The organism is Streptomyces mayonensis, from assembly GCF_018982965.1.
GTDB lineage: Bacteria > Actinomycetota > Actinomycetes > Streptomycetales > Streptomycetaceae > Streptomyces > Streptomyces mayonensis.
Map to the genome: position 1 here is coordinate 1 of NZ_JACBYP010000069.1, position 12,504 is coordinate 12,504.

Annotated in this window: 10 protein-coding genes; 5 read left to right on the forward strand and 5 right to left on the reverse strand. The window is 72.1% G+C overall.

From position 1 onward, the window contains the following. Positions 1-198: 198 nt before the first annotated feature. Genes HZS56_RS23745 through ybaK form a run of 3 tightly spaced genes read left to right on the forward strand, consistent with a single transcriptional unit; the run spans position 199 to position 2,496 of the window. Positions 199-1,218 (forward strand): hypothetical protein, encoded by a 1,020-nt coding sequence (locus HZS56_RS23745; protein WP_216722797.1) that lies wholly within the window; start codon positions 199-201, stop codon positions 1,216-1,218. A gap of 11 nt (positions 1,219-1,229) precedes the next feature. Then, positions 1,230-1,970 carry an LON peptidase substrate-binding domain-containing protein gene (locus tag HZS56_RS23750; RefSeq protein WP_216722798.1) on the forward strand — a complete coding sequence of 247 codons (741 nt, stop codon included), beginning with the start codon at positions 1,230-1,232 and terminating at the stop codon, positions 1,968-1,970. A 13-nt stretch (positions 1,971-1,983) separates the two neighbouring features. Beyond that, positions 1,984-2,496, forward strand: a complete 513-nt coding sequence (ybaK, locus tag HZS56_RS23755) for a Cys-tRNA(Pro) deacylase (RefSeq protein WP_216722799.1) — start codon at positions 1,984-1,986, stop codon at positions 2,494-2,496. Positions 2,497-2,592: 96 nt separating this feature from the next. Here the strand turns inward: ybaK and HZS56_RS23760 are convergent, their stop codons facing one another. The 4 genes from HZS56_RS23760 to HZS56_RS23775 all read right to left on the reverse strand — a co-directional run bounded on the left by HZS56_RS23760 (position 2,593) and on the right by HZS56_RS23775 (position 6,838). Beyond that, positions 2,593-3,366, reverse strand: a complete 774-nt coding sequence (locus tag HZS56_RS23760) for an AAA family ATPase (RefSeq protein WP_216722800.1) — start codon at positions 3,364-3,366, stop codon at positions 2,593-2,595. A gap of 34 nt (positions 3,367-3,400) precedes the next feature. After that, complete coding sequence (locus tag HZS56_RS23765) at positions 3,401-4,216, reverse strand: ABC transporter permease (RefSeq protein WP_216722801.1); 816 nt, start codon at positions 4,214-4,216, stop codon at positions 3,401-3,403. A gap of 152 nt (positions 4,217-4,368) precedes the next feature. Then, a complete protein-coding gene (locus tag HZS56_RS23770) occupies positions 4,369-5,343 on the reverse strand; it encodes an ABC transporter ATP-binding protein (protein ID WP_216722828.1) in 975 nt (324 codons plus the stop codon). Positions 5,344-5,623: 280 nt separating this feature from the next. Next, complete coding sequence (locus HZS56_RS23775) at positions 5,624-6,838, reverse strand: NYN domain-containing protein (protein WP_216722802.1); 1,215 nt, start codon at positions 6,836-6,838, stop codon at positions 5,624-5,626. Between the two features lie 237 nt (positions 6,839-7,075). On the opposite strand from HZS56_RS23775, the gene HZS56_RS23780 reads away from it, so the two are divergent. Then, a complete protein-coding gene (locus HZS56_RS23780; protein ID WP_216722803.1) occupies positions 7,076-7,243 on the forward strand; it encodes a hypothetical protein in 168 nt (55 codons plus the stop codon). A 149-nt stretch (positions 7,244-7,392) separates the two neighbouring features. On the opposite strand, the gene dnaE is transcribed toward HZS56_RS23780, so the two are convergent. After that, entirely contained in the window at positions 7,393-10,932 is a 3,540-nt protein-coding gene (gene dnaE / locus HZS56_RS23785) for a DNA polymerase III subunit alpha (RefSeq protein ID WP_216722804.1), read from the reverse strand. A 213-nt stretch (positions 10,933-11,145) separates the two neighbouring features. Here dnaE and HZS56_RS23790 point away from each other — a divergent pair, with 213 nt between their 5' ends. Then, positions 11,146-12,486, forward strand: coding sequence for a DUF2252 domain-containing protein (locus HZS56_RS23790; RefSeq protein ID WP_216722805.1), 1,341 nt, complete (start codon positions 11,146-11,148; stop codon positions 12,484-12,486). Positions 12,487-12,504 lie beyond the last annotated feature (18 nt).

Genomic DNA, 12,504 nt, shown 5'->3' on the forward strand with positions numbered 1-12,504 from the left:
CCCCAGGGCGGCACGGGTGGGCGCTGGGGGTACCCCCTCTGGGGGAGGCGCCCCGTAAGCGCCGGGCAGCGCGACCCACCCCCGCCCAGCACCCACCCCGGGCACCTCACGAACGACGGCGCCCTTCCTGAAAACCCCGCCCAACCCAGCGGAGCGAACCCGCACAACCATCCCCAACCCTCAACCGTCGTACTGGCCATGCTGCGCGCGTTTCTCCGGACCACGGCTGCCCGGGCCCGCACCCGGACGCCCCGGTCCGCACCAGACGACGACGTGCTCCTCGACGCCCCCGACGACCGCCTCGCCCCCGCCCTCGTCGCGGCGGCGGGCGGCGACCACGCCCCCGCGGCCGGTCTCCTGTCCAGCACCCGCGAGCACGCCGAGTGGGAGCACCGCGACCGCTACGCGACCCGCCTCGCCGCCTTCGCCGGCTCCCGTCCCGAGTGGCTCGGCACCTGGCGCGCCGCCGCCCCGGACGACCCCGACGCCCTGCTGGTCGCCGCCCGTCTCGCGGTCCACCGCCGCTGGGACTCTCCGGCCCGGGCCGAACTCCTGCGCCAGGTCGTCCCGGCGGTCGTCACCGCCGCCGAGTCCTCGGGACCCGACCCGGTGCCGTGGCGGACCGCGCTGGACGCCGCGCGCGGCGCGCGCGCCGGACACGCCGAGTTCGAGCGGCTGTGGGCGCAGGCGGTGCGCCGCTCCCCGCACCACTACGGCTGCCACGTCGCCGCCCTGGAGTACCTGGCCGCCTCCTCGCCCGACGCCCACGGCGAGTGCCTGGACTTCGCGGAGACGGCCGCCCAGGACTCCCCCGAGGACGCGCTCGTGCGGGCCCTGCCGCTGCGCGCCGCCTTCACGTGCCTGAACGCCTCCGGGGCCGCCGCCACCGCCGTACGCACGCACTGCCGGCGTCTGGACGCGGCCGCCGACCGCGCGATCGCCCTGTCGGCGGCGCACCCGGCGGCCGACCCGTGGGCGGCGGAGCTGCGGAACCTGCTGGCGTACGTCCTCCTGCGGCTGGGACGGCGACAGGACGCGGCGGAGCAACTGCGCCTGACCGGCCCTTACGTCACGTCCTTCCCGTGGGACCGGGACACGGACGACCCCCTCGGCCGCTTCCTCCAGGTGCGGGCCGACGCCCGCGCGGAGGTCCGTACGGCGGCTCCGGAGCATCCACCACGCGGGCGCGGCGGACGCGCCGCCCCCGGCGACCATTAGGCTTCTGCGTCGTGACGACCGTCCGGCTCCCCCTCTTCCCCCTGAACTCCGTTCTGTACCCGGGGCTGGTGCTCCCGCTCAACATCTTCGAGGAGCGCTATCGCGCCATGATGCGCGAGTTGCTGAAGACCTCCGAGGACGAACCGCGCCGGTTCGCCGTCGTGGCGATCCGCGACGGCCACGAGGTGGCGCAGAGCGTCCCCGGCATGCCCGACCCGACGGCCACGCCGGAGCGCGGGCCGGCGGCGGGCTTCGGCAAGGATCCGCTCAAGGCCTTCCACAAGGTGGGCTGCGTCGCGGACGCGGCGACGATCCGCGAACGGTCCGACGGCAGCTTCGAGGTGCTCGCCACCGGCACCACCCGGGTGCGCCTGGTCTCCGTCGACGCCTCGGGACCCTTCCTGACCGCCGAACTGGAACCGCTGCCCGAGGAACCCGGCGACGAGGCGGGCGCGCTGGCCGAGGGCGTGCTGCGCTCCTTCCGCCAGTACCAGAAGCGGCTGGCGGGGGCCCGCGAGCGGTCACTGGCGACCGGCGCCGACCTGCCGGACGAGCCGGGCGTGGTCTCCTACCTGGTCGCCGCCGCGATGATGCTGGACACGCCGACGAAGCAGCGGCTGCTCCAGGCCCCGGACACGGCCTCGCGGCTGCGGGACGAGTTGAGACTCCTCCGCTCCGAGACCTCCATCATCCGTACGCTGCCGTCCCTGCCGGCGCAGGAGCTGACGCGCGGCCCGACGAGTCTCAACTGAGGTACCGGCCCTCATGGCGAAGAAGCCGAACAAGGCGAAGAAGCAGCAGTCGGGCGGCACGCCCGCGACGGTGGCGCTGACGGCCGCCGGAGTGACGTACACGGTCCACTCCTACGAGCACGACCCCGCCCACCCGTCCTACGGCGAGGAGGCGGCCGAGGCGATGGGGGTTTCCCCCGATCGGGTGTTCAAGACGCTGGTGGCGGACGTCGACGGTGCCCTGACGGTCGCGGTGGTGCCGGTGGCGGGCCGGCTGGACCTCAAGGCACTGGCGGCCGCGGTGGGCGGCAAGCGCGCGGCGATGGCGGACCCGGCGCTGGCCGAGCGGACCACGGGCTACGTACGGGGCGGGATCTCCCCGCTGGGCCAGCGCAAGCGGCTGGCCACGGTCCTGGACGCGTCGGCGGCGTCCCACGCCACCATCTGCGTCTCGGCGGGCCGCCGGGGCCTGGAGATCGAACTCTCCCCCACCGACCTCACCACCCTCACCTCCGCAACCACAGCCCCCATCGCCCGCCCGACGTAACGCCCGGGGGGGGAGCCGGGAGTGGGGGAGGCATCCCGTCAGCGCCGGGCAGCGCGGCCCACCCCCGCCCAGCACCAACCCCGGGCGCCCGAGAACTCAGCCCGACTTGCCCCAGGTACCCCCCGTACCCTCCGCGCCCCCCGGAGGGTGCGGCGCGGGCCAAGGATCCGGCTCCGGATCCCTCGGCCCGAACAGCCCCGTCAGCCCCAGGTGCACCACCAGCCCCGCCAGTGGCCACGCCAGCAGCGCCCCCTTCGCGCCCAGCCTCAGCGGCGCCGTGAACGTCTCCCCCTCGCCGACGTCCTTGGCGTGCGCGAGCACGTCCTGCGTCGGACCGAGCCACACCCCGAGCCGCCACGCCAGCAGCGACCCGAGCAGCCCGCCCGCGCCGAGGGCCACCACCAGCGGCACTCCCCCGCGCCTGCGCAGCAGGAACACCACCAACGCGCTGAGCGCGCCGAACGCCAGCGCGAGCAGCGTGAACGTTCCGTCGACCGCGATCGCCTGCTCGCCCTCGGAGTCCGCGAGGTAGACGAACCAGCGGCCGTCCGCCACCGTGCCGACGAGCGGCACGTCCGGGGCCAGCTGCCACCACAGCACCCCCAGCAGCGCACCGGAGAGCGCGACCGCCAGCACGGTCACGGCGGCCTGCCGCACTTCGGTCAACATCCCGGGGCCGTCCTGTTCGCCGTGAGAGTCGTACGCGTCGGACGAGTCGGACGAGTCGGACGAGTCCGACGGGTCGGACGCGTCGTACGGGGAGCCCGCCGCGGCTCCCGACTCGTGCGCACTTGCGGGCGGCGGCACCGGCCCGCCCTGGTACGACGAGCCTTCGTTCGGTGGTGGTGGCGGAGTCAGAGGTGCGGTCACCCCGCCATCGTGCCAAACGTGCCTGTGCCGCGCGTCACCGGACGGCAGCTCTGCGGTACGCCCAGGTGGCGACGGCCAGCGAGATCACGCCGACGACGGCGCACACCGCGAGGTCGCCGAGCACGAACGCCCAGTCGGGGTCGGGCCCGAACGTACGGGCGAAGGCCTCCACGCCGTAGGTCGAGGGCAGCAGGTCCCGGGCCAGCCGGACCACCTCCGGCAGCCGCTCGGCCGGCAGCACGCCGAGCAGCAGCGCAGCCGACATCCCCAGCTGGCCCAGCAGCGTGGCGAACTCCGGCCGGGGCGCGAGGAGGCCGAGCGCCGCGCCCAGCCCGGCGAGCGCCGCGCCGGCCAGCGGGATCACGGCCACCAGCACCCACAGGTGGGTCATCGGCAGCCCGAACAGCAGGCAGCCGAAGACCGCCGTCACCACGGTGCCGGGCACGGTGAAGGACGCGTACGCGCCCGCGGCGCCCAGGACCACCGCGGCGGGCGGCACGGGCAGCGTGGCGTAGTGGTCGAGGCCGCCGTTGGCGCGCAGCTGGCCGAAGTACTGGGCGAGGAGGTTCAGTGCCACGAAGGCGACGACGAGTACCGCCGAACCGGCGACCACCGCCCGTGCCTCGCCGCCGCCGTCCACGACGCCGCGCATCAGGATCATGATGCCGACCGACTGGAAGGTGGCCACGAACAGCAGCGGGATGCGCGCGACCCGCGCCCGGGACAGCTGTGCCCGGTACACGGCCACCAGGGACGGCCACAGCCGCGCCCGGGGCCCCAGCCCGGCCGCACCCTGCTCCTCGACGGCCAGGGCGCCGCCCGGCAGGACATCGGCGGATACGACACTCACGTCGCGCTGCTCCCCTTCATCAGGTTCGTCAGGATCCTTCGATGCGGTCGCCCTGCCGGGTGCGCCCGCCCTCTCGGGGCCGGCCGCCCAGCCGGGTGCGCTCACCCCGTCGGGTACGGATGCGGCGGCCGGTGTTCTCACCGCTGGCGTACTCAAGCCCTCACCAGCCCCTGCCGCGCGGCGCCGCCCAGCGCCAGGTAGACGTCCTCCAGGCTGGGCGTGGCCAGGGTGAAGTCGTCGAGGGCCGCGAAGGCGGCGCCGCCGGTGACGGTGGCGACGACCGCGCGGGCCTCCTCGGGGGCGAGCCGCAGCGTCCAGCGGCGCCCCGACTCCACGGCTCGGTCGCGCAGGGCGGCGACCTCCGGGACGTGCAGCGGGGCGCTCTCGCGCCAGACCAGGTCGACGCGGACCTCGCCCGCGACCCGCTCCTTGAGCCCGGCGGGGGTGTCGCAGGCGATCACGCGTCCCCGGTCGAGGACCGCGACCCGGTCGAGGACGGTCTCGGCCTCGATGACGTTGTGGGTGACGAGCAGCACAGTGGTGCCGAACTCGGCGCGCCGCCGGTCCACGGCCGCCCAGACCGCGCGCCGGGCCACCGGGTCCATGCCGGTGGTCGGCTCGTCCAGGACCAGCAGCGGGCGCTCCCCCACCAGCGCGGCGGCGAAGCAGGCGAGGCGGCGCTGGCCGCCGGAGAGCTTCTTGAGCGGGCGGCCGGCGAGGGGCGTGAGGCCCAGTTCCTCCAGGACGGCGTCCCGCTCGGCACGGGCCGGCCGCACGTCCAGGCCGCGCAGCCGCCCGGTGGTCTCGGCGGCGAGCGAGACGGTCAGTTCGTCGAGGGCGCTGGACTCCTGCCCGAGGTAGGCGAGGATCCGCGCGGCGCGCTCGGGATGGCGCACGATGTCGTGGCCGAGGATCTCCACGCTGCCGAGGTCGGGGCGCATCAGACCGGTGAGCTGGCGCACGAGGGTGGACTTGCCCGCGCCGTTGGGGCCGAGCAGCCCGAAGATCTCACCGCGGCGGATCTCCAGGGTCACGTCGTCGGTGGCCCGCACCTCGGGGGTGGCGGGAACGCCGCGCCTGCCGCGTACGGCCGGATAGGTCTTGGTCAGTCCGCGCACCGCGCACACGGCACCGCCACCGGGTCGAGATGCCTGTGCCGCGCGCGTACTCACAAGGGACGAGACTACGGGGTCGGTCCCTTGCGCCCGCTCCCGGGTCCGCCCATAAGTGTCGATTCAGCAGTGCCGGTCGAGCCGGGCGACACCGGGACCGGACAACACCGGGACCGGACCGCGTGGGACCGGACCGGGCCGGGAACGGCAGCGGCAACGGACCGGGAACGGGAGCGGACCGGGGACCCGGCCGGGGAGGACGGCCGGCAGCCGCCGGAACGCGGAGCCCCGTGGCTCACTCCGGCCCGGGAGTGCGTTCGGTGGCCGTCCGCACGTCGATCTCCCGCCAGAACCCGGCCCGGATCGCGTACCGGTCGTGCTCGTCGATCTGGTCGTCCTTGTGGGCCAGCAGCCCGAAGCGGGCCGCGTAGCGCAGCAGCTCGCCGTCGACGCGGTGCGGGATGCGCGGATACATCCCGGAGAGTTTCTGCAGGCGCCCCTGGTCGCCCAGGCGTTCGAGCCAGCGGCGGGCGAAGACCTGCCCGACCTCGTACGGGTCGCCGCCGACCGTGGTGATGTCCTCCTCGCGGTCGGCCCAGCGCTGCTCGGCCGTGGTGAGCTGGGCCAGCGTCGGCAGCGAGGCGGCCTCGGCCGGCTCGGCGGCGGGGCGGTCCACCCAGCCCTTGTCGGAGGACCAGCGCAGGGTGGCGCTGGTCGGCTGCGGGGCGGGGTGGGCGCCCGGGGCGCGCAGGGCGGCGAGGTCCTTGGGGGTGGGGACGCCCTTGGCGGGCGCCGCGCGTTCCTCGACGCCGTTGCTCGCGGCGGGGGCCGTGGTCGGGTGCTCCGGTTCCTCGGCCGGGCGCTGGGGCGCGGCGGAGAGGGCGGACTCGGGCAGCGGCGCCGAGAGGATCGCGGCGATCTCGGGGCGGGGCACGGGCGGCGGCGCGCAGATGCCGCCGAGTTCCTTGGCACGTACGGCCTTGGTGATCCACGCCCGGTCCAGGACGCGCCGCTCGTCGGCCTCGGCGACCAGGTCCTCGGACTGGTTGTAGTCGCCGTCGGCGGCCTGGACGGCCCACAGGTGGACGGCGACGCCGTGCTCCTTGGCGGCCATCATGCCCGGCAGCAGGTCACCGTCGCCGGTCACCAGGACCACGTCGGAGCAGGCGCGATTGCGGGCCAGTTCGGTCAGCTCGGCGTGCATGGCGGCGTCGACGCCCTTCTGCGCCCACCGCCCGTCACTGCGTGTGAGTGCGCCGAGCCGAACGGTGACCCGCGGCATCACCCGCAGCCGGCGGTGCTCCGGCTGCGGGACGCGGTCGGGGGCGCCGTCGAACCAGTAGATGCGCAGCAGGGGCCGGCCCGTGTCGGACTCGGCGCGGTCGCGCAGGCCCTGGATGAGGGCGGCGTGATCGACGGTGATGCGTGAGCGTGAGGGCTCTCCGGCCAGGAGACTCGCGGCGGCACCCAGCAGATACCCGGCGTCCACCAGGACGATGCAGCGGTCCACGCGATCCACCCTCTTTCCGGGAGGTTTGCTTCGGGCTTCCTTCGAGTCTGCCCGACCGCGCGGAGGTTAACGGCCCGAACTCGATCTTCGGCGTGGCGTTTCTGCAGCCCGCTCCCTCGCCCCGCACTCCGACGACCTGCGTCACACACGGTAATTGCACGATATGCGTTCTTTGTTGGGCTGTGTGAATCTGAATTCGGTCCTGGTCCCCAGATCCCCCTCAGGAGGTAGATCACCATGGCCAAGAACAAGAACAACCGTGATCGTAAGCAGCCCCAGTCCGAGCGCGCCCCGCAGGCCGCCGAGTCCTCCGTGACGACCCGCGAGGAGCAGCACTCCCCGCAGCTGACGACGCCCGGCGACCCGGCCTCCCGCAAGCGGCAGAAGCGCTTCGGCCACAACTGACATCCGCGGTACGGGCCGTTGCGGCCCCCGCGGCACGACGAGGGGCGCACCCGGTGGACCGGATGCGCCCCTCGCTCGCACTTTCCGCCCGGCGTTCCCGCCCGGTGGCGGCCCGCTCCGCCCGGTGGGTACCGCCCGGCGATTCCCGCTCAGCCCGCCAGGCAGGACGCTCCGAGCAGGACCTTGAGGTCGCCGAAGAGGGCGGGGTCCGGCTTCACCCGGTGCCGGTCCAGGCGCAGCACCGTCGTCTTCGTCGGCCCCTGGAGCTTGATCCGCACCTCGCTGTCGCCCCGGTGGTGGGTGAGGATCTCGCCGAGGCGGCTGACCATCGGCGGGGTGACGCGGGTGGCCGGGATGGTGAGGACCACGGGGGCGTTGGTGCCCGCGTTGGACAGGTCGGGGATCATCAGCTCCATCGCGACCAGCCGGGGCACGTCCTCGCGCTTGTCGAGCCGCCCCTTGACGAACACCACCGCGTCCTCGACCAGTTGGGTGGAGACCAGCTGGTAGGTCGCCGGGAAGAACATGCACTCCAGGGAGCCGGCCAGGTCCTCCACGGTGGCGATGGCCCAGGCGTTGCCCTGCTTGGTCATCTTGCGCTGCAGACCCGAGATGATGCCGCCGATGGTGACGACCGCGCCGTCGCCGAAGTCGCCGCCGGTGAGCTGGGAGATACCGGCGTCGGCCTTGTCGGACAGCACGTGCTCCAGGCCGAAGAGCGGGTGGTCGGAGACGTAGAGGCCGAGCATCTCCCGCTCCTGGGCGAGGAGATAGGTCTTGTCCCACTCGTCCTCGCCGAAGACCACGTCGAGTCCGAAGCCGGGTTCGTCGCTCTGCTCGTCGCCCATGCCGCCGAAGAGGTCGAACTGCCCCTCGGCCTCCTTGCGCTTGACCGCGACCACGTTGTCGATCATCGGTTCGTACTGCGCGGTGAGGCCCTTGCGGGTGTGGCCCATCTCGTCGAAGGCGCCGGCCTTGATCAGCGACTCCGTCGTGCGCTTGTTGCAGACGACCGCCTCCACCTTGTCCAGGTAGTCGGGGAAGGAGGCGTACTTCCCCTTGGCCTTGCGGCACCTGATGATCGACTCGACCACGTTGGTGCCGACGTTGCGCACGGCGGAGAGGCCGAAGAGGATCACGTCGTCGCCCTGCGCGGCGAAGTTCGACATGGACTCGTTGACGTTGGGCGGCAGCACCTTGATGCCCATGCGCCGGCACTCGTTGAGGTAGACGGCCGACTTGTCCTTGTCGTCCTTGACCGAGGTGAGCAGGGCGGCCATGTACTCGGCCGGGTAGTTCGCCTTGAGGTACGCCGTCCAGTACGACACCAGTCCGTACGCGGCCGAGTGCGCCTTGTTGAACGCGTAGCCGGCGAACGGGACCAGCACGTCCCACAGGGCCTGGATGGCCTCGTCGCTGTAGCCGTTCTTCCGGGCGCCGGCCTGGAAGATGACGAAGTTCTTCTCCAGTTCCTCGGGCTTCTTCTTGCCCATCACGCGGCGCAGGATGTCGGCCTCGCCGAGCGAGTAGCCCGCGATGATCTGGGCGGCCTTCTGCACCTGCTCCTGGTAGACGATCAGGCCGTAGGTGACGGACAGGACCTCCTCCAGGGGCTCCGCCAGGTCCTTGTGGATCGGCGTGATCTCCTGGAGGCCGTTCTTGCGCAGCGCGTAGTTGGTGTGCGAGTCCATGCCCATGGGGCCGGGACGGTAGAGCGCGGAGACGGCGGAGATGTCCTCGAAGTTGTCGGGCTTCATCAGCCGCAGCAGGGAGCGCATCGGTCCGCCGTCGAACTGGAAGACGCCGAGCGTGTCGCCGCGCTGGAGCAGGTCGAAGGTCTTGGCGTCGTCCAGCGGCAGGGACAGCAGGTCGAGGTCGGTGCCCTTGTTGGACTTCACCATCTTGACGGCGTCGTCCATGATCGTCAGGTTGCGCAGGCCGAGGAAGTCCATCTTCAGCAGGCCGAGCGACTCGCACTGCGGGTAGTCCCACTGCGTGATGGTGACGTTGTCCGTGTGGCGCACCCAGACCGGGGCATGGTCGACGATGGGCTCGCTGGACATGATCACGCCGGCCGCGTGCACGCCCATCTGCCGCACCAGGCCCTCGACGCCCTTGGCGGTGTCGATGACCTTCTTGACGTCCGGCTCGTTCTCGTACATCCCGCGGATCTCGCCGGCCTCGCTGTAACGCGGGTGCTCCGGGTCGGTGATGCCGCTGAGGTCGATGCCCTTGCCGAGGACGTCGGCCGGCATCGCCTTGGTGAGCCGGTCGCCCATCGCGTACGGGTAGCCCAGCACCCGCGCGGAGTCCTTGATGGCGTTCTTCGCCTTGATCTTGCCGTACGTGCCGATCATGGCGACCTTGTCGGCGCCGTACTTCTCGGTCACGTACCGGATCACCTCGACGCGCCTGCGCTCGTCGAAGTCGATGTCGACGTCGGGCATGGAGACGCGCTCGGGGTTGAGGAACCGCTCGAAGATCAGGCCGTGCGGGATGGGGTCGAGGTCGGTGATGCCCATCGCGTAGGCGACGATCGAGCCGGCCGCGGAGCCTCGGCCGGGGCCGACGGCGATGCCCTGGTTCTTGGCCCACATGATGAAGTCGGCGACGACGAGGAAGTACCCCGGGAACCCCATCTGGATGATGACGTCCATCTCGTACTCGGCCTGCTTCTGGCGGTCCTCGGGGACCTGGCCCGAGAAGCGGCGCTCCATGCCGCGGCGGACCTCCTCCTGGAACCAGGTGACCTCGGTGAAGCCCTCCGGGATGTCGAACTTCGGCATCAGGTCGCGCTTCTCGAACATGCCGGTGGTGTCGACCATCTCGGCGACCAGGCGGGTGTTGGCGCAGCCCTCCTGCCAGGCGTCGGAGGAGTCGACGGCGTACATCTCGTCCGTCGACTTCAGGTAGTACCCCGTGCCGTCGAAGCGGAAGCGGTCCGGGTCGGAGAGGTTCTTGCCGGTCTGGATGCACAGCAGCGCGTCGTGGGCGGTGGCCTCGTGCGCGTACGTGTAGTGCGAGTCGTTGGTGACCAGCGGCGGGATGCCGAGCTTCTTGCCGATCCGCAGCAGGTCCTCGCGCACCCGGTGCTCGATGTCGATGCCGTGGTCCATCAGCTCCAGGAAGTACCGGTCCTTGCCGAAGATGTCCTGGTAGTCGGCGGCCGCCTGCAGGGCCTCGTCGAAGTGGCCGAGGCGCAGCCGGGTCTGGACCTCGCCGGAGGGGCAGCCGGTGGAGGCGACGATCCCCTCCGACCACTGGGAGATGGTCTCCTTGTCCATCCGCGGCCACTTCTGCAGCCAGCCCTCGGCGTAGGCGTCCGAGGAGAGGCGGAAGAGGTTGTGCAGACCGGTGCTGTTCGTCGCCCACATCGTCTTGTGGGTGTAACCGCCCGAACCCGAGACGTCGTCCCGCTTCTGGTGCGGCTGGCCCCACCGGATCTTGCGCTTGTTGCGCCGGGACTCGGGTGCGACGTACGCCTCGATGCCGATGATCGGGGTGACTCCGGCCTTCTGCGCGGAGTGGAAGAAGTCGTACGCCCCGTGCAGGTTGCCGTGGTCGGACATGGCGATGTGCGACATGCCCATCTCGTTGCAGGCGTTGAACATGTCCTTGAGCCGCGCGGCGCCGTCCAGCATGGAGTACTGGGTGTGGACGTGCAGGTGCGTGAACGGCGGCTTGGACACGTTCGGCCTCCTCGGAGAACTTCGTATGACGGACCAGCGACGGGCTGCGGTCGGTCCGGTGGGTCGGCGTCGAAGTCTATGCCCCGGGACTGACACACCGAGGCTCCCCACGCGTACCTTCTGGGGCGGGCACTCCCGCACCCCTTCGAACGTTGGCCCGAGTGGAGATCCGCTCCATTCTTCGGGCACCATCCGCACCAGGAGGCACCAGGCATGTCGGTCCCGCAGCTCAACGAGGAGCACCGCGGCGAGGAGATCCTCGCCGTCTTCGACACCGCCTTCGGCCGGCTGCTGGCCGCGGATCCCGCGGCGTTCCGCGTGAAGTTCCGGAAGATGGCGGCCTCGGCCTTCGCGTTCTACCGCGGCACCGCCGGTCTCTTCTACCGCGACCTGACCGAGGACCCGGAGTTCAGCGGCCACGAGGGCGGCGCCTACCTGGACGAGCGGACCTCCCGGGTGTGGATCCACGGCGATCTCCACGCGGAGAACTTCGGCACGTACATGGACTCCACCGGCCGGCTGATCTTCAACGTCAACGACTTCGACGAGGCCTACGTCGGCCCCTTCACCTGGGACCTCAAGCGCTTCGCCGCCTCCGTGGCGCTGATCGGGTACGCGAAGGCGCTCAGCGACGAGCAGATCACCGAGCTGGTGCAGGTGTACGCGGGCGCGTACCGCGAGCGGATCCACGCCCTGGCCACCGGCGCCAAGAGCGACGAGGTGCCGCCCTTCACGCTGGACACCGCGGAGGGGCCGCTGCTCGGCGCGCTGCGCGTGGCCCGCTCGCTGACCCGCTTCGGGCTGCTGGACTCGATGACCGAGATCCGTGACTTCGAACGCCGCTTCGCCCCGGGCGGCGGCTCCGTCGAGCTGGACGCCGCCACGCGCTACAAGGTCCTCGCCGCCTTCGACGGCTACCTGGAGACGCTCCCCGAGTCCTCCCTGGCCCGCCCGGACTCCTACCGCGTGAAGGACGTCGTCGGCCGCCGCGGCATCGGCATCGGGTCGGCGGGGCTGCCCTCGTACAACATCCTGCTCGAGGGCAACAGCGACGCCCTGGAGAACGACGTCGTGATCTACATCAAGCAGGCCCAGACCCCGGCCGTCTCCCAGTACGTCACGGACGCGGCGATCCGGGAGTACTTCCAGCACGAGGGCCACCGCACGGTGATCTCCCAGCGCGCGCTGCAGGCGCACGCCGACCCGTGGCTGGGCTGGACCGAGCTGGACGGCGCGGGCCAGCTGGTCGCCGAGGTCTCGCCGTACGCGGTCGACCTGGACTGGAGCGACCTCGACGACCCGGAGGAGATCGCCGAGGTGGTCGCCGACCTGGGCCGGGCCACCGCCACGATGCACGGGGCGGCCGACGACCAGTCCGGGGAGTCCCTGGTGCCGTTCTCCACCGAGCGGGCCATCGACGCGGCCATCGCGGCCGACGAGGAGGGCTTCGCGCCGCTGCTCGTCGACTTCGCGCACCGGTACGGGGCACGCGCGCGTGCCGATCACCAGACCTTCGTCGACCTGTTCCGCAACGGCCGGATCCCCGGCCTGTGAGCAGCCGGAGCGCGCCGG

What these genes read in the sequence shown, in the direction of transcription:
- ybaK (WP_216722799.1), top strand. Translation starts at nt 1,984, where the DNA reads ATGGCGAAGAAGCCGAACAAGGCGAAGAAGCAGCAGTCGGGCGGCACG.
- HZS56_RS23790 (WP_216722805.1), top strand. Translation starts at nt 11,146, where the DNA reads ATGTCGGTCCCGCAGCTCAACGAGGAGCACCGCGGCGAGGAGATCCTC.
- HZS56_RS23745 (WP_216722797.1), top strand. Translation starts at nt 199, where the DNA reads ATGCTGCGCGCGTTTCTCCGGACCACGGCTGCCCGGGCCCGCACCCGG.
- HZS56_RS23780 (WP_216722803.1), top strand. Translation starts at nt 7,076, where the DNA reads ATGGCCAAGAACAAGAACAACCGTGATCGTAAGCAGCCCCAGTCCGAG.